We start from the raw sequence: 26,535 nt of genomic DNA on the forward strand, positions 1-26,535 counted from the left end.
GAAAAGACGGACCTCTGGGTATCCTGCGAGGGTGCTGGATGTCGGGCTGTGTTCTGCCGGACAATGGCAGTAGGATCGGGGCGTGCACCCCTGAGTGCCTATTGTGCCCCAGTTGGGGGACTTGCGTCAGTGGTCAGGGCTTGAGCGGAACGTTCATGGTAGACAAAGACAAACAGGATCATCGCACCGTCTCGCTGGTACTGGGCTCGGGCGGGGCCAGGGGGCTGGCCCACATCGGCGTGATTCAGGAACTGGAGGCCCGGGGCTATGAGATCAAGGCCATTGCCGGCAGTTCCATGGGGGCGCTGGTGGGCGGGATTCATGCCTTGGGCGAACTGGGGACCTACACGGACTGGGTGACGGGACTGGATCAGACGGACGTGCTGGCCCTGGTGGACTGGTCCCTGTCGGGCGGAGGGATCATCCGGGGGGACAAGCTGATCCGCAAGCTCAAGGAGCTGGTGGGTTGCAGCGACATCGAGCACCTGCCCATCAGCTATACCGCGGTGGCGGTGGACATCGAGCGGGGCAAGGAGGTCTGGATGAGCGACGGTCCGCTGTTCGATGCCATCCGCGCCTCCATTGCCATCCCGGCGGTGTTCACGCCCCATCGTTACCGGGGGCGTACCCTGGTGGACGGCGGCCTGCTCAATCCGGTGCCGGTGGCGCCCACCCTGAGGACGCTGACGGACCTGACCATTGTGGTGGACGTGAACGGACCGGCGCCGGAAGCGGAGGAAGACACCCCCGAATCCGAGCGACTGGGCCGGGAGCCGGAGGCGGGGCAGTCCGGCCTGCTGCAACGCATGCGCGGCTACGTGGAATCCTTCGGCGGCGACAGCGGCGCCAAGGAGGACGGGCTGGCCCTGACCGAGGTGCTGATGCGTTCCCTGGAAACCATGCAGGCGGCCATCACCCGCCAGCACCTGGCGGTGTTCCGTCCGGACGTGGTCATCAGCGTGCCCAAGAACGTCTGCATGATTCACGAGTTCCATCGTGCCCGCCCCGTGATCGATCTGGGGCGGCGACTGGCGCGGGAGCGCCTGGATGCCTTGTCCGGAAAGGCGGACTAGGTTCCCCGCTCCCCCGGCCGTGGTTCGAGTTCATAGGGCTTCACCAGTTGCCATACGTGGTCCGGGATCATGTGTTTCATCCGTCCGGGCTGAGCCCGGCGCAGGTGCAGCACCGTCTCCACCGCCTTCATCTCCACCCGCGCCCGGGCAAATTCCAGACCCCGGGGTCCGATACGGGGCATGAGAAAGGCCGCCAAGGGGCGTGCCCAGTCGGGCATGCCGCGCAGGGGCAGGCCGCCCGCCGCCCGCTCGGTATTCTTCATGAATCCCTTCACCGGCCCCTGCCGCTTGCCGGCACTGGTGCAGGGCGCAGTGCGCACTTCATCACCCAGGAGATCCAGCAGGGCCTCGCCCTTTTCGTTGCGCACCACCAGCCATTGTTCTCCCCGTCCCGCCATGTAACCCACGGTGATGTCCGCCAGCACATTGGTGTAGTCCACACAGGTCTGGCAGGTGAGGGGGAAGAAATCCCGGGGCAGCTTGGAGATGGGGAGCTTGAGGAAGGGGATGGTCTGTACCCGGCCGTCCTCGAACCTCAGTTCCACATGGTAATCGGCACGGAATTCCAGGTAGGTCACCGTTTCCGGACGGTCCGCCAGCAGGGCCAGGAATTCATGGAAATGCTCGGTGGTGGTGTTGTCGGAGCAGGGGGTACCGATGACGTGGAGCGCATCCAGGTCCAGTTCGGGTTCGATGGCGCGCAGGGCATAGATCTGACAGGGCAGGCCGATCACCGCCAGACGCCGATAGCCCTGGGCCAGGGCCGGTTCCAGGTGGGCCAGCAGGGGGGCGTAGCCCATGCGCATGCCCCGGCACCGGGCCATGTCCTCGGCGCGGGTGACCAGCATCGGCTGGGGGCGCCAGCGGTCCTGGGGGTCGGCGGTCATGGTGAGCACCGCATCCACCTGACCGGTCTCCAGCAGGCGTTCGCCGATGCGGGTGGTAATGCCGGTCCACTGGGCGCCATCTCGCGGGGTGTTCATGGCCGCCTGCAGCATCCGGCGATAGGGGCCGAAGAACAGTTCGTCTTCCTGGTCCGGGTTCCGTGCCCGGCCATGAACCTGGGTCTCCAGCCGGTCATATCGGGGGTGGATGAACTGGCAGGCCCGGCCGCAACGCCGGGGATCGGCGGTGCGGGAGAGGCCGCAGTCGGTACACAGGTCGCGGTGGGGGATGGCGGCGGCTTCGGTCACGGCACTGGATCTCTGGATTTTCGTGTTTCGAAAAAAAACCGGGGGCGACGCATCAAACTCAAGGCAGAATGCGGTCAATGGTCAGCCTGACCTTCGGCGCGGGGGCGTCGGCACTGACGGTGACCGGCTCGCTGACGCCTTCCATGTCGCCGCTCTCGGCCTGGGCCATGCCGGTGCGGCTGAGGCGGGCCACCACTTGCACTTCGCCGAACTCGCGCATGGACATGCCTGCCACCATGCCGCCCTCGTCTTCCAGGCGCAGGGTCATGGGGAAGGCGTCCGCCCGGGCGCGGACGATGGCCAGGGGCATGCGGGAGCCCTGGGCCGGACGGGCGAAGACCATGATGAACTCCTCGCCGCTCACCCGCTCCACCAGCGATTCGTCCAGCACCACTTCCACCTCGATGGCCAGGGTGTCGGCATCGGCACCCGCGTCGGCCGCATCGGTCTGATCACCGGCCGTGCCACCGGTCATGGCCCGGACATCACGCAGGGCCTCGGCCACGGAACGGGCGGAGTCGCTGTCTTCCGGCAACTGGCTCAGCAAACGATCCAGACGCAGGGCGGAGCGAGGGTAATCCCCTTGCTGAAAATCCGCGATGGCCCCCAGCCAAAGACCGTTCTGGTGGTCCGGGTCCAGTTCCAGGGCGCGATCCAGCAGACGGGTCACCTGGCGGGTCACCCGGCCGTCGGCAGCCATCATCAGGGCTTCGGCGTAGTCCACGTTTAGGTCCGGTTGGTCGCCCAGTCGCCGGTAGGCCTCGTCAAAGGCTGCCGCGGCGTCCTCGAACTGCTCGACGAAGCCGTAGGTGCGGGCCAGGAACAGCCAGTTCTCGGTATTGTCCGGGTCCATCTCCAGGCGCTCCCGCAGCTGCACGATCATGCGTTCGATGTCCATCATGTCGTGGCTGGGTTCCTGGCCCATGGCCAGGGTCTGGGTGGGCGACATGCGGGGGGCGGTGTCCAGCTGGAAATAGATCAGCAGGGCCGCCATGGGCACCAGCACGGCGGTGATGCCCAGCAGCACCATGCCCTGGCGCGGGGCGGGTGAGGGGGTGGCCGGGGTTTCCTCCGGCTGTTCCACATCGGTGATGAGGTTGTCTTCCAGCTCCGCCCTGGCGGCCTCGTACTGCTCGCGGGTGAGCAGGCCGTTGGCCAGTTCCTGGTCCAGCTCGGCCATGCGCTGGCGGTAGATGGTGAGGTTCAGGCCCCGGAAGGCCACGTCGGCCTGTTGTTGCCGTCGACGGATGAAGGGCCAGAGGATCACCAGGACCGCCAGGGAGGACAACAGGGCGGCACCGATCCAGAATCCAGTACTCATGCGTCTTTTCCTTCGTTCAGCAGGCGGCGGGCACGCTCCCGCGCGGCGGCATCGGCAATGGGCTGCTCATCCCGCTGGCGGCTTTTGCGAGCGGTGAGATACAGGGCCGCCAGACCGATCAGGAGCAGGATGAACGGCCCGGTCCAGAGCAGGAAGGTGGCGGCGGAGAGGGGCGGGCGGTAGAGCACGAACTGACCGTAGCGGGCCACCATGTAGTCGATGATCTGCTCGTCGGTGGCACCGGCCCGGAGCTGGTCCCGTAGCTCCCGGCGCAGGTCCCGCGCCAGCCCGGCGTCGGAGTCCGCCAGGGACTGGTTTTGGCACACGGTGCAGCGCAGTTCGTGGAGCATGGCCCGGTAGCGCTGTTCCAGCACCGGATCGTCGAAATCGGTGGGATCCAGTCCACCGGCAAGACCCGGGCCGGACAGACAGAGCGCCAGGCACAGACTCAGGGTGGTGAGCAGGGACTTCACAGGGACTCCCTCCGCAATTGTTCCACCATGGGCAGGATCTTGTTCTGGGCGTCCTGCCAGCTCAGGGGGCCTATGTGCTTGTAGCGGATCCGTCCCTGGCGATCGATGATGAAGGTCTCCGGGGTGCCGTAGACCCCCCAGTCAATGCCCACCCGCCCTTCCAGGTCATGGGCGTTCCAGACATAGGGATTGCTCATGCTGCGCAGGTAATTCAGGCCATCGCTGCGTTCATCCTTATAGTTGAGGCCGTAGATGGGGACACCCCGGTTGGCCATGGCCACCAGCACCTGGTGCTCCTGCCGGCAGGAGACGCACCAGCTGGCCCAGATGTTGAGTAGCACCACTTCGCCGTCGAAGTCGCTGCTGCCCACCAGCCGCTCGGGGTCCTCCAGGGCGGGCAGCTGGAACCGGGGTGCGGGTTGATCCACCAGCGGCGAGGGGACTCGGCGGGGGTCCAGGGTCAGTCCGACCATCATGAATCCCCCCAGGACCATGATGAGGATCAGGGGCAGCAGATAACGCAGACGCTTCATGAGGCGGAACTCCTACCGGCAGCTTCGGACAGGTCTTCGGTGCTTTCCCTGCCGGTGTCGTCGGCGCGGCTTTCGCTGGCGCGGCGGGCGAACACCCGGTAGCGACGGTCCGCCGCGGCCATCAGGCCGCCCAGGACGATGAGGGTGGCGCCGATCCACAGCCAGACCTGGAACGGGTTGTGATAGAGGCGCAGGGACCAGGTGTCGCCCGGCAGGGGCTCGCCCAGGGCGACGAAGATGTCGCGGGTGAAGCGGGTCTGATAGGCGGCCTGTGCCATGGGCTGGGTCTGTACCCGGTAGACCCGGCGTTGGGGGAAAAGCTCGGTGACGAACTCGCCGTCCCGGGTCACGACCACCCGGGCCTCGATGGCCTCGTAGTTGGGGCCGCGCACACCGTAGGTTTCCCGCAGTTCATAGGTGTAGCCGGCCAGGGTGTGGCTCTGGCCGTAACCCAGGCGCACGTCCTGCTCCTGTTCGAAGGCCATCAGCAGGGTGATGCCGATCACCAGGACGGCAAAGCCCAGGTGGCTGACGGTCATGCCATAGTAGCCGGCCGGGGTCTTGCGCAGGGCGGTCAGCGGGTTGCCGCCCCGGTGGGTGGCGCGACCGTAAAGGTCACGGGCGATGGTGAACAGGATCCAGAAGCCCATGGTGGTGCCCAGGATCACCATCAGGGTGACGCTCCCCTGCATGGCGAGGGGAAACACCACCCCGGCCACCAAGGCCGCCAGCAGGGTATGCCACAGGCGACGGGTCACCTCCAGGGGGGAGACATGCTTCCAGCGCAGCAGCGGCCCCAGGCCCACCAGGAAGATCAGCGGGACCATGAGGGGGGCAAAGACCGCATTGAAGTAGGGTGGACCCACGGAGATCTTGCCCATGCCCAGGGCATCCAGCAGCAGGGGATAGAGGGTGCCCAGCAGCACGGCGGCCAGGGCCACCATGAGGATGACGTTGTTGGCCAGCAGGGCGCCTTCCCGGGACACCGGGTCGAACTCCGCGTGACTTCGCACCGTGGGGGCACGCCAGGCGTAGAGGGCGAAGGAGATCCCCGTCACCGCCAGCAGCAGCATGAGGATGTAGACCCCGCGGGTGGGGTCGGTGGCAAAGGCATGCACCGATACCAGGACCCCGGAGCGGACCAGGAAGGTGCCCAGAAGGCTCAGGGAGAAGGCCAGGATGGCCATCAGCACGGTCCAGCTGCGGAAGGCGCCGCGCTTTTCCGTCACCGCCAGGGAGTGGATCAGGGCGGTGGCCGCTAGCCAGGGCATGAGGGAGGCGTTTTCCACCGGGTCCCAGAACCACCAGCCGCCCCAGCCCAGGGTGTAATAGGCCCACCAGCTGCCCAGGGCGATGCCGGCGCCCAGAAAGGCCCAGGCGGTGGTGGCCCAGGGGCGGGTCCAGCGTGCCCAGGCGGCATCCAGACGGCCGCCGATGAGGGCGGCCACGGCGATGGCAAAGGGTACGGCCAGGCCCACATAGCCCATGTAGAGCATGGGCGGATGGATCACCAGACCCGGGTCCTGCAGCAGGGGATTGAGATCCCGTCCGTCCGCCGGCACCGGGAAGATGGGCTCGAACGGGTTGGACGTGAACAGGGTGAAGGAGAGGATGCCCACGCTCACCAGGCCCATCACCGCCACGGTGCGGGCAGCCATCACCGCCGGCAGTCCCTTGCTGAACAGGGATACCGCCAGGGACCAGCCCGCCAGCATCAGCGCCCACAGGACCAGGGAGCCTTCATGACCGCCCCAGACGCCGGAGATGCGGTACACCAGGGGCAGGGCGGAGTTGGAGTGGTTGGCCACATAGGCCACGGAGAAGTCGTGGGTGATGAAGGCGTAGGTCAGCGCCAGATAGGCGATGGCCAGGAACAGGAACTGCCCCGCCACCGCCGTGTGGGCGGTGGCCATCCAGGAGGTGGTGCCGCGATGGGCGCCGATGAGGGGGATGGTGCCCTGGACCAGGGCCATGAGCAGGGCAAGAATGAGGGCGAGCTGGCCGATTTCGGGCATCATGCTCAGTACGCCTTCTTGCCGGGATGTTCTTCGTAGCCCGCCGCCTTCAGGGCCGCGGCCACTTCCGGTGCCATGTAGTTCTCGTCATGGCGGGCCAGTACCCGTTCGGCGCGGAACACGCCGTCGGCGCCCATGCGACCGTGGGTGACCACCCCCTGGCCTTCGCGGAAGAGGTCGGGGAGCAGGCCCACGTATTCCACCGGGATGCTGTTCTTGGTGTCGGTGACGCTGAAGAAGACCGTCAGGCCCTCCTCGGCATGACGGATGGAGCCGTCTTCCACCAGGCCGCCCAGACGGATGATGCGCTCACCGGGGGCTTCGCCTTCCACCAGTTGAGTGGGGCCGTAGAAATACATGAGGTTTTCCCGGAAGGCGCTCAGGGCCAGGGCGGATGCCCCGGATACCGCCAGGACCACCAGCGCCACGCCGGCCATCCGTCTCTTCTGTCGAGGTGTCATTGCACTCTCCTGCCTGCTGAGGGGTCTTGCGATGGGAGCCTGTGCCCCGATTGCCGCCGGGGCGTCGGTGCAGGATTCACCGGCCCGACGGGTAGCGGGCCATTGATATCACCGATCCGGGTGGAGCCGCAACCGCGCCCACAAGGCCCGGCTGCCGTTTCACGGGGCTGTTTCAGTGACACCCGAAAGCTGTCCTGGTTCTAAACCGCTGGACCGGTTCTTGATTTGCGTCAAGCCGCCGGGGCTGTCGCCGTCCACAATGAATTCACCCAAGGCAGCTCCTGTTTGTCTTAACATGGGTGCAAGTCCAGATCATCGGGAGTCTGCTCATGGCGGATCAGCACTGGGGGTCATCCCTGGAATCCAATCGGGTTGCCGGCACCCGTCTCGAGTTGCTGCTGTTCCAGCTGGAAGGGCGGCAGCTTTACGGGATCAACGTCTTCAAGGTGCAGGAAGTCATCCCCTACCAGCCGATGTCGCGGCTGGCGGGGGCACACCCGCTGGTGAAGGGGATCGCCACCCTGCGCGGCATCACCATGCCCATCATGGATCTTTCGCTGGCCATCGGGGGGCCGGCGCTCAGGGAACCGGAAAAGGGCAACATCATCATCACCGAGTACAACCGTTCCGTGCACGGTTTCCTGATTCGGCGGGTGGATCGGATCATCAATACCCAGTGGGACAAGGTGCAGCCCCCGCCCCGCGGTACCGGCCGCAATGCCTACGTGACCGCCGTGACCCTGGTGAATGACCAGATCGTCGAGATCCTGGATGTGGAGAAGGTGCTGGATCAGGTGGTGCATGCCAGTACGGAAGTCTCCCGTGACCTGAGCGAGACCGTGCGGGCGCAGGACTGCAAGGTGTTGGTGGTGGATGATTCCAGCGTGGCCCGCAACCAGATCCGGGCGTCCCTGGAGCAATTGGGGGTGCAGTGCAGCCTGGTGACCGACGGCAAGCACGCCATGGAGCTGATTCTGCGCCTGCAGGCGGACGGTGTGGACGTGGCCCGCTATTTCACCATGATCGTTTCCGACATCGAGATGCCGGAGATGGATGGGTATCAACTCACCACCCGCATCCGCCAGGACCCCAGGCTCAAGGATCTCTACATCCTGCTGCATTCCTCCATCAGCGGCGTCTTCAATGTGGACATGGTGCGCCGTACCGGCGCCAACAAGTTCATCCAGAAGTATCACCCGGATGATTTGGCCCAGGCGGTCCGGGATCGGCTGGGACAGATCGGCGCCGCTCCCGCGGAAGGCTGACAGCCCGGGGGGCTGCGTGTACCATCACCCGTTCGCCGAGTAACCCGTGCCGTCCATGAGTCATGCTTCCCATGTCGTCTTTCCGGCCCATCGGCTGGAAGTGGAAGGCCTCGTCGTTGAACGAGGTGAACGCCTGTTGATCCGGGATCTGGGGTTTTCCCTGGCGGGAGGTGAGCTGTTGCAGGTGGCCGGCCGCAACGGTGCCGGCAAGACCAGCCTGCTGCGCATCCTGTGTGGACTGTCCCGTCCCCTGGAAGGCCGTGTCTGCTGGGATGGTGTCCCGGTTCAGCATCAGGAAGAGGGGCCCACGGCCCACCTGGCCTACCTTGGACACGCCAACGCCCTCAAGGACGAATTGTCCGGCGAGGAGAACCTGCGCATCCAGTCGGCGCTGCAGGGGCGCGGGGTGGGAAGGGACGAGGCCTGGGAAGTGCTCGGACGCATGGGCCTTGGCGGGCATGAGGATCTGCCGGTGAAATTCCTTTCCCAGGGGCAGAAGCGTCGGGTAGCCCTGGCGCGCCTGTTGCTGGTGCGTCGTCCACTGTGGATCCTGGACGAACCCTTTGCCGCCCTGGACGTGCAGGTCATCGAGGTGCTGCGCTCGGCCCTGGAGGCCCATCTGGCCGCCAACGGCATGATCATCCTGACCACCCATCAGGCCGTGCCCATCGAGGGTCGGCAGCGTACCCTGACCCTGGGGAAAGCGGCATGAACGGTCTGGCTACCGCTCTGATCACCCTGCTCCGGCGTGACCTCATCCTGGCCCTGCGCCGGCGCCAGGACGCCCTGGTGGTGCTGGGCTTCTTCGTCGTCGTGGTGTCCCTGTTTCCCCTCGGCGTCGGCCCGGACCCTCAGCTTTTGCGCAGCATGGCCCCCGGCGTGCTGTGGGTGTCGGCCCTGCTGGCCACCATGCTCTCCCTGGAACGGCTGTTTTCCGACGATTTTCGCGACGGCTCCCTGGAACAGATCCTGCTGTCGCCCCAGCCCCTGAGCCTGCTGGTGGGGAGCAAGATCCTGGCCCACTGGTTGATCACCGGCCTGCCCCTGGTGCTGATCTCCCCGCTGCTGGGCATGCAGCTTGGCTTGGACGGCACGGAAATCCTCATCCTGATGACGGCGCTGCTGCTGGGGACACCCATCCTCAGTCTGGTGGGTGCCATCGGCGCGGCCCTGACCCTGGGGCTGCGGGGTGGCGGTGTCCTGATTTCCCTGCTGATCCTGCCCCTGTACGTGCCCGCCCTGGTGCTGGGCGCCGGGGCGGTGGATGCGGTCATGTACGGATCCAGTGCCCAGGCCCATCTTTCCCTGATGGCCGCCCTGCTGATACTGACCCTGTTGCTGGCGCCCTGGGCCATTGCCGCGGCGCTGAGAATCATGCTGGATTGACGGAGGAATAACGTGGCTGAACAGCGCGTGCAGTGGTTCAAGTTCGCATCGCCACCCAATTTCTATGACCTGGCCGGGCGGCTGGCCCCCTGGTTCGGTGGGTTGGCGGCCATCCTGTTCGTGGTGGGTCTCTATATCGGTTTTATCCTGGCGCCGCCGGATTATCAGCAGGGCAACAGCTACCGGATCATGTTCATTCATGTGCCCACGGCCTGGATGTCCATGTTCCTCTACGTGCTGATGGCGGTGTACGCGGCCATCGGCCTGATCTGGCGGGTGAAGACCGCCGAGGTGATGGCCAAGGCCATTGCCCCCACCGGCGCGATGTTCGCCTTTCTGTGCCTGTGGTCGGGTGCCCTGTGGGGTAAGCCCACCTGGGGCACCTACTGGGTCTGGGACGCCCGCCTGACCTCGCAATTGATCCTGTTGTTCCTCTATCTGGGTTACATGGCCCTGCACGCGGCCATCGAGGACCGCCAGCGGGCGGCCAATGCCAGCGCCATCCTGGCCCTGGCGGGGGTGGTGAACGTGCCGATCATCTATTTCTCGGTGGTCTGGTGGAACACCCTGCATCAGGGCGCTTCGATCACTGTGACCAGCGCGCCGACCATGGAGACGGTGATGTTCGTCGCCCTGCTGGTCATGACCTTTGCCTGCTGGATGTATGCCATTGCGGTGGTGTTGTGGCGGGCGCGACTGGAATTGCTGGAGCGTGAGCGACGGGCCGCCTGGGTGCTGGAACGGACGGGAGAGAAGGCATGATCGAGTTTCTTGCCATGGGGGGGCACGCCCCCTATGTGTGGGGTTCCTACGGGGTGGCCCTGTTGGCAATGGTGGTCGAGATGGTGCTGCTCCGGCAGCGCCGCAAGGCGGTGAACCGGCGTCTGGCGCGTCTGGCGCGACTCAACGGGGAAGAGGGCGGCGCGACGTCGCCGGATGTCTGAGCAGGCGGGGTGGCGGGGGCCGTCTCCCGCCTGCCGCGCGCGGTATCACTGGGTGTAGCGGGGGGCCTTGAAGCGCAGGGCCTGCAATGCCGGGTCATGGCCATTGTCGCCGTGACAGGTCAGGCAGGTGTAGCGCCCCCCCGCCATGATTTCGGTGTGCTCCCGGTAGAAATCCGGATCGTTTTCCCGGATGTCGTCACTCAGGTGGCAGGCACTGCAGTTTTCCGAGATCTTTTCCGGATGGGTCTGCGAGGGGGCGTCGTGGTGAGGGTTCACCTGACCGCTGAACATCAGGTAAACCTTGCGTGCGCCCTGGATCTTATCGGTGAAGAAGCCCTTGGTGTGGCAGGCCAGGCAGTCCACCTGGGGGTGGCTACCATGGTCCCAGGAAACCTTCTCATAGGCATGGCAGGTGATGCAGAAGTCGTTCTGGGTGGAGACGTGATGCCCGCCCACGCCGCCGGCGACGACCAGGCCCAGGGCCAGCAGGATGATCAGGGTAATCCAGAGTTTGCCCATGGCGACATGCTCCCGGGGAACGTCTTGAGTGAAGCCGTGGACGGGCCTGTCCTTGAAACAACGGTCTGCCGGCCTGCCCCCGGATACTGTTAACTCTTACAAAATGTAGCAAAATTGCATGGGTATGGGAGGTGATGAAGTTGACCCAGTTCCGGAAAGTCTCATTTTTCAGGTGGCTTCCGTGGCAACAGGGTCTGGTTAGCCGACTCGGAAGGCTTCATGCTAATGTCAAGCCGGTTTCGATTCATCCGGAACATTGCCCGAACCGTACGCCCTATCCGGAAACACCATGGACATCACCCTGGGCCGCAAGGCGGTATTGATCATTGATGACTTCCAGAACATGCGGGCACAGCTGGTGCAGATGCTCGGGTCTCTGGGTGTTGAGCGCAAGCCTGACGTGGCCGCATCCGCCGAGGAGGCCCTGGAGCATCTGCGTTCCCGGCGCTATGACATCGTCCTGTGTGACTACAACCTGGGTGAAGGGATGCACGGCCAGCAGATTCTCGATCTGGCCCGCCGCGAGGGGTGGGTGGACGTGGCCACCGTGTTCATCATGGTCACGGCGGAAAACTCCACGGAGATGGTCATGGGGGCCCTGGAAAGCGGGCCGGATGCCTATCTGGCCAAACCCATCAGCAAGGAACTGCTCCATGCGCGTCTGCTCAAGGCCCTGCGGCGGCGCATGCCCATGCTGCCCGTCGCCCGGGTGCTCAGGCAAGGAGATACCGGGCAGGCCCTTCAATTGCTGGATACCATGCTCTCGGCCGGGCGCGGAGAGCGTGCCGACATCCTGCGCCTGAAGGCGGAACTGGCCCTGGACATGGGGGCTCTGGACCTGGTTCAGGAGGTCTGCGAAATCGTCATCAAGGAGCGACCGGTGGCCTGGGCCATCACTTCCCTGGGACAGGCGGCCATGGAGCGTGGTGAACTGCCCCGGGCAGAGACCCTGTTTCGGCAGGCGATTGTGGTGACACCGTATTTCATGGCGGCCTACGACCACCTGGCTGCCGTGCTGGAGCTGCGGGGCCGGTCCCGGGAGGCGATGGAAATTCTGGAGGAGGCAGTGGGTCGCTCCTCCCGTTCCCTACCCCGTCAGCGGCGTCTGGGCTGGTTGGCCATGCAGGTTCGGGAATGGGATCTGGCGCGCTGCGCCTGGCGTCAGGTGATCGAGCTGGGCAAACCCACGCAGACGGTGCGTGCCGAGGACTTCTTCAACCTCGTCTGTGCCCTGATGGAAATGGGTGAGTCGGCCAAGGCCGCTCAGGTGCTCGAAGACATGCGGCAGTCGGTGACGGCGGACCCCTTGGTACGCTGGTGGTCCATGCTGGGGCGGCTTCGGATCGCCGTGGTGAATCACGGCGACAGGGAGGCCGCCCTGGATGCCCTGGATGCCCTCATGCTCAAGGCGATACCCCCCATCGACATTCACCGGCAGTTGATCGAAGTCCTCGAGGGCCTGGGGGAGGTGACACGGGCGGAGCTGCTGCGTCAGCAGCTTCCAGACTGACGACGTAGAGCCAAGGAGGAGACTTGAGCAAGCTGGATTTCAGTACGGTGCTGGCCATCAGCATCCACGACATGAAAAACTCCCTCAATCTGCTCCTGGGTTCCCTGGATGATTTGATGCGGAGGGAGGAGCAGCGTCCCTCGATGGATGCGGAGCGACTGGCGATGCTGCGTTACGAGGCCCGTCGCGTCAATGACACACTGATCCAGCTGCTGGCCTTGTATCGCAGTGTCAAGGGCCTGTATCAGCCCCGTTTCATGCCTGTGCCCATTCATGACCTGCTGGAAGAATACTGGCTCAACAACAAGGTCCTGATGGACCACCGCGGGGTGGAGTGCCTCGTGCAGTGTGATACCGACCTGGTCTGGACCCTGGACCGCTATCTGGTGAACAGTCTGCTGGAAAACGTGGTCAACAATACAGTGCGCTATACGCGTCACAAGATCTGCATGTCCGCCCGTGCGGAGGGTGACTGGCTGCTGGTGCAGGTGACCGATGATGGTCCGGGTTTTCCCAGTGCCATGCTGGGGCGCCAGGCCATCCGGGATGGTGCCCAACTGGACCCCCAGCAGGGCCGTACCGGTCTGGGACTCTATTTCTGTGCCCTGGTTGCCGACATGCACGGCGGCGATGGTGAGCGTGGATACGTCGAGTTGTCCAACGGGGGGGAACTGGGGGGCGGCTGTTTCACCCTGCAGCTTCCCAGGCTGTCGTCCAACTGAAGTACCCCTGACCCTGGAGTGTCCAGCCATGTCTGATGACGATTTCATCAACAAGCTCTCGGAACTGGCCAGCTTTGTGGAATCCACCCGTTCCCTGGAAGCGGGACTGGAGCATCTCACCACCCTGGTGGCCCATGCCATGGCCTGCCGGCATTGTTCCATCATGCTGGTGTCCGACGAGGGCAACAGCACCGAACCCCATCTGCGGGTGGAGGCCCATTCCGGCGGCCTGCCGGCGGAGGTGAGGGATCATCGTCAGCCGCTGGGATCGGGAATCGCCGGTCAGGTGGCCGGTACCGGCAAGCCCCTGCTGATCCTGGATCTGCACCGCTCCGTCTATGCCGGTCTGGCCCGGCGTGAAGAGCCGGGGACGGTGGATGTGATCTCGGTCCCCATTCGTCTGGAGGCGCGGGTGATCGGCGTGATCAACGTGGACAGCCCGCTGGATCGGCCGCGATTGAGCATGACGGATCTGCGTCTGGCCACCATCCTGGCGCTGGTGGTTTCCAAGTCGGTGCAGATTCATCGGCTCAAGGGGTTGCTCAAGACCAACTTCATGCAACTCGCCCTGGCGCGGGAGGCTCAGCGTCATGATGGCGCCATCACCCAGGATCCGGCCAGGGTCGCTCGCCTCATGGCCCATACCCTGTATGACGAGATGATCCAGGCGGGTTTTGCCCGGGATCATGTCCTGATGGTGGCCACCGAGATCCTGTCCCAGGTCCACGATGCCCTGAGTCATCGCTGACTCTCCATCATTCCCATCATTCCCGCGCAAGCGGGAATCCAGTCGCGGGCCGGCATTCCGGACTCCCGCTTTCGCGGGAGTGACGGCAGGAGAGCGATTCGATGCCTCTCTGAACGGGGCGATATCCGTCCTGCTTCCCTTGTGGGCATGGCCTGTGTGTTCCCTCCGTGGGAGCGGCCCTCGGCCACGAAGGGGGGAAGCCCCCCGCCAGTCCCGCAGAGAGTACAATCCCCTCTTTTGTCGCCACAGGAATCTTCATGTTCAAGAATGCCCGCCTGTTCCGTCTCCAGGATGCCCTGGGCCAGGATGCCATGGCCCTGGAGCAGCAGCTCTCCACTCGCCGCTTCCAGCCTTGCGGTCCCCTGACACTGTCCACCATGGGCTGGTCCGAGCCCTTGGGCGGCGAGTCACAGGCCCTGGTCCATGAGGCCGCCGGCTGCCTGCTGATCTGCGCCAAGCGTCAGGAACGCCTGTTGCCCGCGTCGGTGGTGGCGGAGGTGCTGGAAGAACGGGTCTCGGACATCGAGACCGCCGAGGGCCGCACGGTGGGCCGCGCGGAGCGCCGTCAGCTCAAGGAAGCGGTGACGGCCGAACTGCTGCCCCAGTCCTTCACCCGTTCACGACGCATCCTGGCCTATGTGGACACAGTGGCCCACTGGGTGGTGGTGGATGCCGCCAGCGAGCGCATGGCCGAGGATCTGGTGAGCCTGCTGCGGGAGACCCTGGGCACACTGCCCGCCAGTCTGCTGCGTCCCTCGGTGCCGCCGCCGACCCTGATGACCCGCTGGGTTTCCGAAGGTCGCGGCGAGCAGGGTTTCGAGCTGGGAGATGCCTGTGAACTCAGGGATCCCAAGGACAAGCAGTCGGTGGTGCGCTGCCGGGGGCAGGACCTGGCCGGGGACGAGATCGCCACCCACTTGCAGGCCGGCAAGCAGGTGACCCAGCTGGCCCTGGAGTGGGAGCAGCGTCTGAGCCTGGTGTTGGCGGAAGATTTGTCCCTCAAGCGTCTGCGCCTGACCGATGAGCTGATCGAGGACAGCGGCGTGTTGGAGGCCGATGACCCGGCCGCCCGGTTCGATGCCGAGTTCACCCTGCTGATCCACGAGATGCGAGGGTTACTGGCGCGTCTGGACGGACTGTTCGGGCTCTCCGGGTCGGACAGCGCCGAAGTGCCCTGGTGACGGAGCCGGGTATCCGTGGGAGCCTGCCTGCCGGCGAATGAGATGCCGGCAGGCTTTCCGGTGATTAGAACGTGTACTCCACGTTGGCCCGCAGGAAGTGGGCGTCGGAAGTCCCGGACGGGTAGTAGTCTCCCGTATCCAGATACTCCGCCCACAGGTGGGCCCGAAGGCTGGGACTCAGGTTGATGCCCAGCACGGCGGTGAACAGATCGCCCCGGTGGTCGCCGTCGCCGCTGCCGTCCTTCTCGTCCGCGTACAGACGGTGGGCGCGCAGCTTCAGGGAGGTGTTGCCGGACGGGTTCAGGTCCAGGCCGATGAAGGGGGCCTTGAGGTTGGTCCAGCCGGCGATGCTGAACTGGGTGCCCACATAGGAGTAGACATACAGCTCGCTGAACTGGGGCCAGCGGGAGAACACCGGATACCAGGCTTCGTTGTCGCCGGTGCCGGCCTCATTGCCGGACAGGTAGTAATAGCCGGCGGTGAAGGCCGGGCGGGTCTGGCCCCAGATCGCCGGGCGCAGGGTCAACGAGGCATCCAGCAGCCGCCCCTTGAGGTTGGCATCGCCATGGCTGCCGTCCTGGGCCGCCAGCTCCAGGTTGGCCGAGATCGGGCCGTTGCGGGGCATGAAGCGGACACCCAGGGTATGGAAATCCGCGTCGGCCTTGCCGTCTTCTGGCTTGCCCGTCAGGCTGGAACCCAGTTCCTCCTTGTAGATCCAGTAATACTCGAACGGCATGGCTTCGGACTGACTGTTTCTGCCATAGACACCCATGGCCCGTTCATTGTGCTCGATGAGGCTCAGCCCGGACTGCCGGTTGATGGTCAGGGCATCCTGCCTGGCGTTGTAGATCGCCAGCAGGTCCAGGGTGTGGCCCTCGTTCACCGTCAGGCCGGCCTTGACCGCATTGAAGAACAGGGAGCGGGAACCATCCAGGGGGGTGCCGTTGAGGATGATGTTGCCGGTGCCGTAGATCAGCTCCTGACGACCCACGCGCAGATCCAGCAGACCGTCGGCCAGGTTGTTGAAGTCCATGTACAGCAGGTCGGGCACCACCTCGCTGAGGAACTTCTGATCTTCGTACCGTGACCGGTCCTCGCCCCGTTCATAGATGCGGAATTCGTTCATCAGGCGCCCGTGAAAGGCGACGTCCTCATTGAACTGATAACCGGCCCAGAGCCGGGTGCGGGTGCGGTTGAAGAGCAGGTCGAACTGGAAGCCGCCGGCTTGAGTGGGAATGCTGTCCAGGTCGGTGACCCGGACCCGCAGGTCCCCACCCCAGTCCCATCCGGCCTGCGCACTGCCCATCCCCATGAGCAGTGCCAGCGCGCCGGCCGATAATGTGGTCTTTTTCAGCATGACTCCCCCTGACAGGTTTTTGTGTATGACGGTTTAACCCCTGGAAAAGGAGGATTATCCCGTCTTTGCCGGTGGATGTCCTGAAAAAATCACCCTTGCGTCACGGTGTCATCGGCGGTCGGCAGCGGGATTTTGTTGCCCTCGTTGTCCAGGCGCACGAAGGTGATGCAGGTGGAAAAGATGGGTTCTTCCGTGCCGCTTTCCAGGTCATCGCAAAAGACGCTCACGGCGTACTGCACCGAGGTGTTGCCTCGTTTGTGCTCACGGGAGTTGAAGCGCAGCACCGCGCCCTGATGCACCCCGCGGTGGAACTCCACCCCGTTCATGGCCACGGTGACGAAACGGCAGCCGGGGTGGTCGCGACTGGCGGCAATCCAGGCGATCTCATCCACCCACTTGAGCAGGAAGCCGCCGAAGAGATAGCCGTAGTGATTCAGATGTTCGGGTCTTACCAGTTTGAAGGTATCCAAGGGTCACTCCTTGTGGAATCCGGTGGGGGGGCTCAGCCCAGCAGACGCCAGCCCAGCCAGACCAGGGAAAAGCTCAGCAGGAAGATCAGCCCTGTCCAGGCCAGGGCCAGCAGGCCCCGGCCCGGCTGGGCGGATATCGGGACGTGCTCGTGGGTGACCACCCGCAGGGTGAGCCAGGCCAGGATGGGGGCCGAGAGGAAGGAAACGGTGGTGGCAAAGTCGATGAATTGGGTAAAGCGTGCCCCGGCAAAGTAGATCATGATCAGGGCACCGCCCAGGACGGTGATCAGGGCCAGCAGATAGGGGACGCGCCGGTGTTCCTCGGGACCGGGGGTGCGACCCCGGTCGCCGGCCCGGGCGGCGTCGAACAGGGCGGTGATGACCCGGGGATAGGCATCCGTCACCGCCAGGGTAGTGCTGAACATGGCGGTCAGTGCCGCCACGGCGATGATGGGTCGGCTCCATTCACCCAGGGTGCCCGCATAAAGGTCCACCAGCTGGGCGGAAAAGCCCACCGCGGAATTGGCAAAGCCCACGCCGCTGGCGTGCATGGCCAGGGCGCCCAGCAGCAGGAATGCCGCGGCCATCAGGGTGGCGGCGATATAGCCGATGCGAAAGTCCGTCAGTGCATGGCGCAGACTGGGACGGGTCCGGGTTTCCCGGGCCCGTTCCAGGGTCCAGAGGGAGTGCCAGGCGGCCACGTCCAGGGGGATGGGCATCCATCCCAGCAGGGCCAGCAGGAAGGCGAAGCCGGCCGCGCTCCAGATCAGCCCCGCGTCCTGCCAGCCGGAGAGCCGGGACCAGTCCGGCTCTCCGCCGAAGGCCAGCGCCACGGTGGCCAGGGTGGACACGGTCAGGGCTGCCATGATGAGCTTCATGCCCAGGTCCACCCCCCGGTAATTGCCGATGGCCAGCAGCAGCAGGCAGGCCCCCATGATCCACGCCGACAGGGTGGCCGGCGAGGCATCCAGCCCGAACACCAGACCGAACAGGCCCGCCGTGACCACGGTGACCACGGCCTGGATGATGAACATGGTCCCCAGGGTGACCAGGGCGAACAGGCCCAGGGCCCAGCGCCCGAGCCGGCGGTAGCCCACCAGCAGGTTCTCTCCGGTGGCGGCGGCGTAGCGGGGGCCGAATTCGATGAAGGGATACTTGAGCAGACAGGCCAGCAGCACCACCGGCAGCAGCAACAGGCCGAATTCGGCACCGGCCCGAGTGGACTGTACCAGGTGGGAGACACCGATGGCCGCGCCGGCCATGAGCAGGCCGGGGCCGATGGCGTGGCGCAGGGTGCTGCCGCGAAGCTCGTTCATCAGGGGTGACCTCAATGACTCAGCAATCCGGACAGGGCAGGCCATTGCCCAGCAGGACCAGTACCGGGCCGTCATCTCCGGCGGGTTGATGGGGGAAGCAGTGCAGTTCCGGATGGACCTGTTGCAGCCAGGCGCGGATGGCTTCGAATTCCTCCAGGCCGCCGCTGTGGCCGCGATAGATCATCAGGCTGATGATCCCGTCCGGCCCCAGCACGGCGCGAGCCGCCTCCAGGGCGGCCAGGCTCGTCTCCGGCCGGGTGATGATGCCATGATCCCCCCCAGGCAGGTAGCCCAGGTTGAAAGTCACCGCCCTGATCCGGCCTCGGGCCTGATCGGGCAAGTGGCGCTCCAGGTGCTGGTGTCCGTCCCGGATCAGGGTGACCCGTTCCGCCACGCCGGCGGCTTCCAGGCGCTTGCGGGTGGCGTCCAGCGCGGCGGTCTGGATGTCGAAGGCCCAGACATGACCGGCATCACCCACCGTCCGGGCCAGGAACAGGGTGTCATGTCCATTGCCGGCGGTGGCGTCCACCGCCAGATCGCCGGGCTTGAGGATTTCGGCCATCTGCTCGTGGGCAAGGCGGGTGAGGGGCTTGGGGTGCATTGTCAGGTCCTTCTGGTGAGGGGTTCAAGGCGTACCGTGGTTTTCACAGGCCCGCAGCATGGTCTGCAGGGAGTCCGGGTCTGCCAGGCGGTGATCCGAGCCGACCGTGATCAGGGTGACGACCGCGGGCCGGCTGTTGTCGACCAGATACCGGGAATCGGTGAAGGGGATGACTTCGTCCGCCGGGGAATGGAGGATGAGGGTTCCCGTCTTCACCCGGTCGGCCGTACCCCAGAGTCGCCAGGCCGGGCAGAGCAGCACCAGCGGGATCCGGTGGCTGTTCAGGGCCATGGCCACGGCGCCGCCGCGGGAGGAACCGACGATGACCTGGGGACGATGGATCTCCAGGGCGGATTGCGCCGTGTCGACGGCGGCCTCGAAGTCGTCGTCGTCCAGCAACGGGTTGATGACTTCGTGACCCCGTGACAGCAGGTATGACGGCTTGAGCCCGCCGGGTCTGGACTGCCAGCCGTGGAGAAAGAGGATCTTCATCGGGTCGAATCCGTGCAGGGGACATGCATGTTGACCGGCCCGCGCCCGTGTCCCAGGCCGGGTGCGCTCTGGATGGCCCGGTGGATGAAGGACTTGGCTTGCCGGACGGCGCTTTCCACGTCCTTGCCCAGGGCCAGGCCGGCGGTGACGGCGGCGGCAAAGACGCAGCCGGTGCCGTGGGTGTGGGGCGTGTCTTGATGGACGGCGGGTAGTCGGGTGACCTGGCCGTTGCTGAACAGGATGTCCGTGGCGGCATCGACCAGGGCGCCACCGGTGATGACCACATGGGCCGCTCCCAGATCGGCCAGGGCCGCGGCGGCCTTGATCATGGTGGTTTCGGAATCCACCGTCAGGCCGGTCAGGGCGGCGGCTTCGTGCAGGTTGGGAGTGACCACGTCGGCCAGCGGGAGCAGCCGTCGGCACAGGGCCTGGCGGGCGGCATCATCCACCAGCGGAGCGCCATGCTTGCTGACCATGACCGGGTCCAGCACCAGGGGAAGACCCGCTGCGTCGGGCCGTGACAGGCGTTCGACCACGGTCTCCACCATGGCGGCACTGCCCAGGGCGCCGATCTTGACGGCCTTGGGCGGGATGTCCTCCAGCACCGCGTCGATCTGCCGCAGGACGAAGGCGGGGTCAATGCCCTGCACGCCGGTGACACCCCGGGTGTTCTGCACGGTCAGCAGGGTCACCACGCTCATGCCGTAGAGCCCGAACTGGTGGAAGGTCTTGAGATCCGCCTGCAGTCCCGCGCCCCCGGAAGGGTCGGAACCGGCGATGGTGAGGGCAGGCGCTTGCATGATGGTCACTCCTGGTCCGCCCGAGGCAGGTATGGGGGCCGGACCTGTTTACGCGGACGGTGGCCCGGGAATATCTTGCGGAATCATGCATCGGCGGGGGATGTGCCGGGAAGACCCGCGCCCCCCTGGGGGCGCGGGTGGTCGGGACGATCAGAGACCGGCCGCGGCCTTGAGAGCGTCCGCCTTGTCGGTGCGTTCCCAGGGCAGGTCCACGTCCTCGCGGCCGAAATGACCGTAGGCCGCCGTCTGCCGGTAGATGGGACGCAGCAGGTCCAGCATGCTGATGATGCCCCAGGGGCGCAGGTCGAAATGCTCGCGCACCAGGTCGACGATCTGCTGGTTGGAAATCTTGCCGGTGCCGAAGGTGTCGACGCTGATGGAGGTGGGGCGGGCCACGCCGATGGCGTAGGAGACCTGGATCTCGCAGCGCTCCGCCAGGCCGGCGGCGACGATGTTCTTGGCCACGTAGCGGCCGGCATAGGCGGCGGAGCGGTCCACCTTGGAGGGGTCCTTGCCGGAGAAGGCGCCGCCGCCGTGACGGGCCATGCCACCGTAGGTGTCGACGATGATCTTGCGCCCGGTCAGGCCGCAGTCGCCCACGGGGCCGCCGATGACGAACTTGCCGGTGGGGTTGATGTGGATGTTCTCGTCACGGCAGGTGGCCAGCCATTCGGCGGGCAGCACCGGCTTGATGATGCAGTCCATCACCGCTTCGCGCAGGGCCTTCTGATCGATTTCCGGGGCGTGCTGGGTGGACAGCACCACGGCGTCGATGCCCACCGGCTTGCCGCCTTCATAGCGGAAGGTGACCTGGCTTTTGGCGTCGGGGCGCAGCCAGGCCAGTTCACCGGACTTGCGCACGTGGGCCTGACGGCGCACCAGTTCGTGGGCGTAGTGGATGGGGGCGGGCATCAGCGCGCTGGTTTCGTTGCTGGCATAGCCGAACATCAGGCCCTGGTCGCCGGCGCCCTGTTCCAGACGGTTGCTGACGTCGCGATCCACCCCCTGTGCGATGTCGGGGGACTGCTTGCCCAGGGCGTTGATGACGGCGCAGGTGTGACCATCGAAGCCGGTGTCGCAGTTGTCGTAGCCGATGTCGTTGACCACGTCGCGGACCAGGTTCTCGTAATCCACGTGCACCGGGGTGGTGATCTCGCCGGCCAGCACTACCATGCCGGTCTTCACCAGGGTTTCACAGGCGATGCGGGCGTGGGGGTCTTCCGCCAGGATGGCGTCCACGATGGCATCGGAGATCTGGTCGGCCATCTTGTCCGGATGACCCTCGGACACGGATTCGGAAGTAAACAGATGGGAATCTTTCATGTTTTTCAGCTACTCCGGCTCTCGGGTGCCCGCCTGGCGGCCCACCCACGGATTGATGATGGTGATCCGCGCCGGATTTTACCCTGAATGCGGTGCTTGTGGTGCGTCGAGCCGGTTTGAGAAATCTCATTATTTATATGTATTTTGCCTTTCCTTATTCGATTTATCGTTGTATCTGAATACTTTATGGGGCAGTGCAGCAAAAAGCCCCCCGTTTCGCTCGGGCTTGCGACAAGCCCCCCTGTCAGGGAAAATGCAGGCCGATAACGCTGTGGTCAATGCATATTCCATGTGGTATTCATGACCGGATGATATGCCCGGGGATTGATTCAACTTGCTGTCCCCGAAGACTTTTTCAGCGACCAGTTTGAGGTGTGCCGCGTCTTTCCCAGTCGTCCGAATAACCAGAACACCGTTGAACGGTGTCAGCGCGGCAGACCATGAAGACCCTTATTTCCACCCTTGTCAGGAGATCTGCATGCCTTCCCGCAAAGAGCTAGCCAACGCTATTCGTGCGCTTTCCATGGACGCGGTCCAGAAGGCCAATTCCGGTCATCCCGGTGCGCCCATGGGCATGGCCGACATCGCCGAAGTGCTCTGGAATGATTATCTCAAGCACAATCCGGCCAATCCCCAGTGGGCGGACCGTGATCGTTTCGTGATGTCCAATGGTCATGGTTCCATGCTGGTGTATTCCCTCCTGCATCTGAGTGGCTACGACCTGCCCATCGAAGAACTCAAGCAGTTCCGGCAGTTCCATTCCCGTACCCCCGGCCACCCGGAATACGGCTACACCCCCGGTGTCGAGACCACCACCGGTCCCCTGGGCCAGGGCATCACCAACGCGGTGGGCATGGCCATCGCCGAAAAGGCCCTGGCGGCCCATTTCAACCGCCCCGGCCATGAGGTGGTGGACCACTACACTTACGTCTTCCTGGGCGACGGCTGCCTGATGGAAGGCATCTCCCACGAAGCCTGCTCCCTGGCCGGCACCCTGGGGTTGGGCAAGCTGGTGGCCTTCTACGACGACAACGGCATCTCCATCGACGGCGAGGTGGAAGGCTGGTTCACCGACGACACCCCCAAGCGTTTCGAGGCCTACGGCTGGCATGTGGTGCCGGGGGTGGATGGTCACGATGCCGAGGCGGTGAAGCAGGCCATCGAGCAGGCCCGGGCAGTGAAGGATCGTCCCACCCTGATCTGCTGCAAGACCATCATCGGTTTTGGCTCCCCCAACAAGCAGGGCAAGGAAGAGTGCCATGGCGCGCCCCTGGGCCAGGACGAGATCGCGCTGGTGCGCGAGACCCTCGGTTGGCCCCATGAACCCTTCGTGATCCCGGACGAGATCCGCGCCGGCTGGAATGCCCGTGACAAGGGGGCCCAGGCCGAAAACGCCTGGCAGGCCCGCTTTGCCGAATATGCCGAGGCCCACCCGGAACTGGCCGCCGAATTCACCCGCCGCATGAGCGGCGAACTGCCCGCCGACTGGGCACAAAAGGCCCAGGCCTTCATCGAGGAGACCGTGGCCAAGGCCGAGACCATCGCCAGCCGCAAGGCCTCCCAGAATGCCATCGGCGGCTATGCCCCGGCCCTGCCGGAACTGTTGGGCGGCTCCGCCGACCTGGCCGGTTCCAACCTCACTCTGTGGAAGGGCTCCAAGGGCATCAGCAAGGAGGACGGCGACGGCAACTACCTGTTCTACGGGGTGCGGGAGTTCGGCATGGCCGCCATCATGAACGGGATCGCCCTGCACGGCGGCTTCATCCCTTACGGCGGCACCTTCCTGATCTTCAGCGACTATGCCCGTAACGGCCTGCGCATGTCTGCCCTGATGAAGCAACGGGTGATCTACGTGATGACCCATGATTCCATCGGTCTGGGCGAAGACGGCCCCACCCACCAGCCGGTGGAGCAGGTCACCAGCCTGCGGCTGATTCCCAACATGCATGTCTGGCGTCCCTGCGATGCGGTGGAGACCGCCGCGGCCTGGAAGGCGGGCATCGAGCGCACCGACGGTCCCAGTCTGCTGAGCCTGTCCCGCCAGAACCTGCCCCACCAGACCCGTACCCAGGCCCAGTTGGCCGACATCGCCCGGGGCGGTTATGTGCTGCACGATGCCGGCGGTCAGCCGGATGCCATTATCCTGGCCACCGGCTCGGAGGTGGGGATTGCCATGGAGGCGGCCAAGGCGCTGGAATCCAAGGGCAAGCGTGTCCGGGTGGTGTCCATGCCCTGCCAGGAAGTGTTCGATGCCCAGGATGCCGACTACCGGGAGGCCGTGCTGCCAGGCGCCGTGCGCGCCCGCGTGGCCGTGGAGGCCGGCGTGACTGTCGGCTGGCTCAAGTATGTGGGTCTGGATGGTCGCGTGGTGGGCATGGACCGCTTCGGCGAATCCGCCCCCGGCGGCGAGTTGATGAAACATTTCGGCTTCACGGCGGACAATGTGATCAGTGCGGTGGAAGCCGTACTGGGCTGAATCCTCGCCCGATATTGAATTTTTCAAAGCAAAAGCTGGAGACAACAAACGATGACAATCAAAGTCGGTATCAACGGTTTCGGCCGCATCGGTCGCATGGTTTTCCGGGCCATTGCCAAGGAATTCCCGGAACTGGAGGTGGTGGCCATCAACGATCTGCTGGATCCGGAATACCTGGCCTACATGCTGCGCTATGACTCCGTCCACGGCCGCTTCGACGGCGAAGTCTCCGTGGAAGGCAACCACATGGTGGTCAACGGCAAGAAGATCCGCCTGACCGCCGAGCGCGACCCCGCCAACCTCAAGTGGAACGAGGCGGGTGCCGAGCTGGTGATCGAATCCACCGGCTTCTTCCTCACCGAGGAAACCTGCCAGAAGCACATCGATGCCGGTGCCCGGAAGGTCATCCAGAGCGCCCCCTCCAAGGATGCCACCCCGATGTTCGTGTACGGCGTGAATCACAAGGAATACGCCGGTCAGGCCATCATCTCCGCAGCCTCCTGCACCACCAACGCCCTGGCGCCGGTGGCCAAGGTGCTCAACGACAACTTCGGCATCAAGCGCGGCCTGATGAGCACCGTCCACGCCGCTACCGCCACCCAGAAGACCGTGGACGGTCCGTCCCAGAAGGACTGGCGCGGCGGCCGCGGCATCCTGGAGAACATCATTCCGTCCTCCACCGGTGCCGCCAAGGCCGTGGGCAAGGTGTTGCCCGCCCTGAACGGCAAGCTCACCGGCATGGCCTTCCGCGTACCCACCTCCGATGTCTCCGTGGTGGATCTGACCGTGGAACTGGAGAAGGGGGCCTCCTATGAAACCATCTGCCAGACCATGAAGTCCGCCGCCACCAGCGGTGACCTGCAGGGCGTGCTGGGCTACACCGACGAGAAAGTGGTGGCCACGGACTTCCGCGGCGTGAACCTGCCGTCCATCTTCGACGCCGAAGCCGGCATCCAGCTGGATGAGACCTTCGTCAAGGTGGTGGCCTGGTACGACAACGAGTACGGCTACACCTGCAACATGCTGCGCCTGGCGCGGCACGTGGGTGGTCAGTAAGCGGTCTGCCCCCGCCCCGACCCCTCTCCCCTTGGGGAGAGGGGCGTTTGCTCCCTGCAAGACCCAGAACAACAATCCGAAAACCATCCAAGGAGTTGCGCATGTCCGTCATCAAGATGACCGATCTGGACCTGAAGGGTAAGCGGGTGCTGATCCGCGAGGATCTCAACGTCCCCGTGAAGGACGGCAAGGTCACCTCGGATGCCCGCATCCGCGCCAGCCTGCCCACCATTGAGCACGCCATGAAGGCCGGCGCCCGGGTCATGCTGATGTCCCACCTGGGCCGCCCGGAGGAAGGCGTGTTCAGCGAGGCCGACTCCCTGGCACCGGTGGCCGCTCATCTTTCCGGTCTGCTGGGCAAGGAAGTGCGCCTGGTACGCGATTACCTGAACGGGGTGGAGGTGGCCGAGGGCGAGGTGGTGCTGCTGGAAAATGTCCGTTTCAACCCGGGTGAGAAGAAGGATGACGAAGCCCTGTCGAAGCAATACGCCGCCCTCTGCGACATCTACGTGATGGACGCCTTCGGCACCGCCCACCGGGCCCAGGCCTCCACCCACGGTGCCGGCAAGTTCGCCCCGGTGGCCTGTGCCGGCCCCCTGCTGGCAGCGGAACTGGAAGCCCTGGGCAAGGCCCTGGACAATCCAAAGCGCCCGCTGGTGGCCATCGTCGGCGGTTCCAAGGTGTCCACCAAGCTGACCGTGCTCGAATCCCTGTCCAAGGTGGTGGATCAGCTCATCGTCGGTGGCGGCATCGCCAACACCTTCATCGCCGCCCAGGGTCACGGGGTGGGCAAATCCCTGTGTGAAAACGACCTGATCCCCGAGGCAAAGCGCCTGATGGAAGCGGCACGGGCCAAGGGCGGCGACATTCCCGTTCCCACCGACGTCACCGTGGGCAAGGCGTTCTCCGAATCCACTCCGGCCACCACACGCAAGGTCAGCGACGTGGCCGATGACGACATGATCTTCGACGTGGGGCCGGACACCGCCGCCAGCTATGCCGAACTGCTGAAGAAGGCCGGCACCATCGTCTGGAACGGCCCCGTGGGCGTGTTCGAGTTCGACCAGTTTGCCGCCGGCACCCAGGCCATGGGCGAGGCCATCGCCGCCAGCGACGCCTTCTCCATCGCCGGCGGTGGCGACACCCTGGCCGCCATCGACAAGTACGGTCTGGCGGACCGCATTTCCTATATCTCCACCGGCGGAGGTGCCTTCCTGGAGTTCCTGGAAGGCAAGACCCTGCCCGCCGTCGCCATGCTGGAGGCCCGGGCCAAGGGCTGAGCGATCATCACCCACCACCT

General features: G+C 65.1%; 28 protein-coding genes. 14 read left to right on the forward strand and 14 right to left on the reverse strand.

All coding sequences use genetic code 11. The annotated features are described in order from the left end of the window. Positions 1-155 precede the first annotated feature (155 nt). Positions 156-1,073, forward strand: coding sequence for a patatin-like phospholipase family protein (locus ACLF6L_RS01180; RefSeq protein ID WP_008932493.1), 918 nt, complete (start codon positions 156-158; stop codon positions 1,071-1,073). On the opposite strand, the gene ACLF6L_RS01185 is transcribed toward ACLF6L_RS01180, so the two are convergent. The 6 genes from ACLF6L_RS01185 to ccmE are packed head-to-tail and all read right to left on the reverse strand — an operon-like array spanning position 1,070 to position 7,069. Beyond that, entirely contained in the window at positions 1,070-2,266 is a 1,197-nt protein-coding gene (locus tag ACLF6L_RS01185; RefSeq protein WP_238617859.1) for a Coenzyme F420 hydrogenase/dehydrogenase, beta subunit C-terminal domain, read from the reverse strand. The two genes, ACLF6L_RS01180 and ACLF6L_RS01185, sit on opposite strands and share 4 nt — an antisense overlap. 58 nt (positions 2,267-2,324) lie before the next feature. Beyond that, positions 2,325-3,587, reverse strand: coding sequence for a c-type cytochrome biogenesis protein CcmI (gene ccmI, locus ACLF6L_RS01190; protein ID WP_412852176.1), 1,263 nt, complete (start codon positions 3,585-3,587; stop codon positions 2,325-2,327). Beyond that, positions 3,584-4,060: a cytochrome c-type biogenesis protein gene (locus ACLF6L_RS01195; protein WP_238617857.1), complete on the reverse strand. Its 477-nt coding sequence runs from the start codon at positions 4,058-4,060 to the stop codon at positions 3,584-3,586. Before ACLF6L_RS01195 ends, ccmI begins: the two co-directional genes overlap by 4 nt. Next, complete coding sequence (locus tag ACLF6L_RS01200; protein WP_238617856.1) at positions 4,057-4,593, reverse strand: DsbE family thiol:disulfide interchange protein; 537 nt, start codon at positions 4,591-4,593, stop codon at positions 4,057-4,059. Before ACLF6L_RS01200 ends, ACLF6L_RS01195 begins: the two co-directional genes overlap by 4 nt. After that, positions 4,590-6,611: a heme lyase CcmF/NrfE family subunit gene (locus ACLF6L_RS01205; protein WP_008932498.1), complete on the reverse strand. Its 2,022-nt coding sequence runs from the start codon at positions 6,609-6,611 to the stop codon at positions 4,590-4,592. Before ACLF6L_RS01205 ends, ACLF6L_RS01200 begins: the two co-directional genes overlap by 4 nt. 2 nt (positions 6,612-6,613) lie before the next feature. Next, the gene (ccmE, locus tag ACLF6L_RS01210) at positions 6,614-7,069 is read right to left on the reverse strand and encodes a cytochrome c maturation protein CcmE (protein WP_040405702.1); all 456 of its coding nucleotides are present in this window, start codon (positions 7,067-7,069) and stop codon (positions 6,614-6,616) included. Between the two features lie 329 nt (positions 7,070-7,398). Between ccmE and ACLF6L_RS01215 the strand changes: the two genes are divergently transcribed. Genes ACLF6L_RS01215 through ccmD form a run of 5 tightly spaced genes read left to right on the forward strand, consistent with a single transcriptional unit; the run spans position 7,399 to position 10,664 of the window. Beyond that, on the forward strand, positions 7,399-8,334 hold the full coding sequence (locus ACLF6L_RS01215; protein ID WP_238617855.1) for a chemotaxis protein: 936 nt from the start codon (positions 7,399-7,401) through the stop codon (positions 8,332-8,334). A 55-nt stretch (positions 8,335-8,389) separates the two neighbouring features. Continuing rightward, complete coding sequence (ccmA, locus tag ACLF6L_RS01220) at positions 8,390-9,046, forward strand: cytochrome c biogenesis heme-transporting ATPase CcmA (protein WP_238617854.1); 657 nt, start codon at positions 8,390-8,392, stop codon at positions 9,044-9,046. Then, the gene (gene ccmB, locus ACLF6L_RS01225) at positions 9,043-9,720 is read left to right on the forward strand and encodes a heme exporter protein CcmB (protein ID WP_008932502.1); all 678 of its coding nucleotides are present in this window, start codon (positions 9,043-9,045) and stop codon (positions 9,718-9,720) included. The genes ccmA and ccmB overlap by 4 nt, the downstream gene beginning before the upstream one ends. A 12-nt stretch (positions 9,721-9,732) precedes the next feature. Beyond that, complete coding sequence (ccmC, locus tag ACLF6L_RS01230) at positions 9,733-10,482, forward strand: heme ABC transporter permease CcmC (protein ID WP_008932503.1); 750 nt, start codon at positions 9,733-9,735, stop codon at positions 10,480-10,482. Further along, positions 10,479-10,664: a heme exporter protein CcmD gene (gene ccmD / locus ACLF6L_RS01235; RefSeq protein WP_008932504.1), complete on the forward strand. Its 186-nt coding sequence runs from the start codon at positions 10,479-10,481 to the stop codon at positions 10,662-10,664. The genes ccmC and ccmD overlap by 4 nt, the downstream gene beginning before the upstream one ends. Positions 10,665-10,709: 45 nt before the next feature. On the opposite strand, the gene ACLF6L_RS01240 is transcribed toward ccmD, so the two are convergent. Continuing rightward, positions 10,710-11,183: a NapC/NirT family cytochrome c gene (locus tag ACLF6L_RS01240; RefSeq protein WP_412852177.1), complete on the reverse strand. Its 474-nt coding sequence runs from the start codon at positions 11,181-11,183 to the stop codon at positions 10,710-10,712. Positions 11,184-11,472: 289 nt separating this feature from the next. On the opposite strand from ACLF6L_RS01240, the gene ACLF6L_RS01245 reads away from it, so the two are divergent. The 4 genes from ACLF6L_RS01245 to ACLF6L_RS01260 all read left to right on the forward strand — a co-directional run bounded on the left by ACLF6L_RS01245 (position 11,473) and on the right by ACLF6L_RS01260 (position 15,344). After that, positions 11,473-12,693, forward strand: a complete 1,221-nt coding sequence (locus ACLF6L_RS01245) for a response regulator (RefSeq protein WP_412852178.1) — start codon at positions 11,473-11,475, stop codon at positions 12,691-12,693. Positions 12,694-12,716: 23 nt separating this feature from the next. Next, positions 12,717-13,415 (forward strand): sensor histidine kinase, encoded by a 699-nt coding sequence (locus tag ACLF6L_RS01250; protein WP_238617852.1) that lies wholly within the window; start codon positions 12,717-12,719, stop codon positions 13,413-13,415. A gap of 28 nt (positions 13,416-13,443) precedes the next feature. Then, entirely contained in the window at positions 13,444-14,163 is a 720-nt protein-coding gene (locus ACLF6L_RS01255; protein ID WP_412852179.1) for a GAF domain-containing protein, read from the forward strand. A gap of 257 nt (positions 14,164-14,420) precedes the next feature. Continuing rightward, complete coding sequence (locus ACLF6L_RS01260; RefSeq protein WP_238617850.1) at positions 14,421-15,344, forward strand: recombination-associated protein RdgC; 924 nt, start codon at positions 14,421-14,423, stop codon at positions 15,342-15,344. A 64-nt stretch (positions 15,345-15,408) separates the two neighbouring features. Here the strand turns inward: ACLF6L_RS01260 and ACLF6L_RS01265 are convergent, their stop codons facing one another. From ACLF6L_RS01265 to metK, 7 genes are all read right to left on the reverse strand, one after another. Then, the gene (locus ACLF6L_RS01265; RefSeq protein ID WP_412852180.1) at positions 15,409-16,701 is read right to left on the reverse strand and encodes an alginate export family protein; all 1,293 of its coding nucleotides are present in this window, start codon (positions 16,699-16,701) and stop codon (positions 15,409-15,411) included. Positions 16,702-16,790: 89 nt separating this feature from the next. Then, positions 16,791-17,171 (reverse strand): acyl-CoA thioesterase, encoded by a 381-nt coding sequence (locus ACLF6L_RS01270; protein WP_238617848.1) that lies wholly within the window; start codon positions 17,169-17,171, stop codon positions 16,791-16,793. Between the two features lie 32 nt (positions 17,172-17,203). Then, on the reverse strand, positions 17,204-18,487 hold the full coding sequence (locus tag ACLF6L_RS01275) for an NRAMP family divalent metal transporter (protein WP_412852181.1): 1,284 nt from the start codon (positions 18,485-18,487) through the stop codon (positions 17,204-17,206). Positions 18,488-18,506: 19 nt separating this feature from the next. After that, positions 18,507-19,088 (reverse strand): class I SAM-dependent methyltransferase, encoded by a 582-nt coding sequence (locus ACLF6L_RS01280; protein ID WP_238617846.1) that lies wholly within the window; start codon positions 19,086-19,088, stop codon positions 18,507-18,509. A gap of 24 nt (positions 19,089-19,112) precedes the next feature. After that, entirely contained in the window at positions 19,113-19,580 is a 468-nt protein-coding gene (locus ACLF6L_RS01285) for an alpha/beta hydrolase (RefSeq protein ID WP_238617845.1), read from the reverse strand. Next, on the reverse strand, positions 19,577-20,380 hold the full coding sequence (gene thiD / locus ACLF6L_RS01290; RefSeq protein WP_238617844.1) for a bifunctional hydroxymethylpyrimidine kinase/phosphomethylpyrimidine kinase: 804 nt from the start codon (positions 20,378-20,380) through the stop codon (positions 19,577-19,579). The genes ACLF6L_RS01285 and thiD overlap by 4 nt, the downstream gene beginning before the upstream one ends. A 150-nt stretch (positions 20,381-20,530) precedes the next feature. Further along, a complete protein-coding gene (metK, locus tag ACLF6L_RS01295; protein ID WP_008932518.1) occupies positions 20,531-21,703 on the reverse strand; it encodes a methionine adenosyltransferase in 1,173 nt (390 codons plus the stop codon). On the opposite strand from metK, the gene ACLF6L_RS01300 reads away from it, so the two are divergent. The 4 genes from ACLF6L_RS01300 (at position 21,702) to ACLF6L_RS01315 (ending at position 26,515) form a co-directional block, all read left to right on the forward strand. Then, positions 21,702-22,007, forward strand: a complete 306-nt coding sequence (locus tag ACLF6L_RS01300) for a hypothetical protein (protein WP_238617843.1) — start codon at positions 21,702-21,704, stop codon at positions 22,005-22,007. The two genes, metK and ACLF6L_RS01300, sit on opposite strands and share 2 nt — an antisense overlap. Before the next feature lie 174 nt (positions 22,008-22,181). Further along, entirely contained in the window at positions 22,182-24,179 is a 1,998-nt protein-coding gene (gene tkt / locus ACLF6L_RS01305; RefSeq protein WP_412852182.1) for a transketolase, read from the forward strand. Between the two features lie 51 nt (positions 24,180-24,230). After that, on the forward strand, positions 24,231-25,235 hold the full coding sequence (gap, locus tag ACLF6L_RS01310; RefSeq protein ID WP_238617841.1) for a type I glyceraldehyde-3-phosphate dehydrogenase: 1,005 nt from the start codon (positions 24,231-24,233) through the stop codon (positions 25,233-25,235). 101 nt (positions 25,236-25,336) lie between these two features. Then, entirely contained in the window at positions 25,337-26,515 is a 1,179-nt protein-coding gene (locus ACLF6L_RS01315) for a phosphoglycerate kinase (RefSeq protein ID WP_238617840.1), read from the forward strand. The last annotated feature ends 20 nt before the right edge of the window (positions 26,516-26,535 follow it).

This window comes from Ectothiorhodospira shaposhnikovii, assembly GCF_047222355.1.
Lineage (GTDB): Bacteria > Pseudomonadota > Gammaproteobacteria > Ectothiorhodospirales > Ectothiorhodospiraceae > Ectothiorhodospira.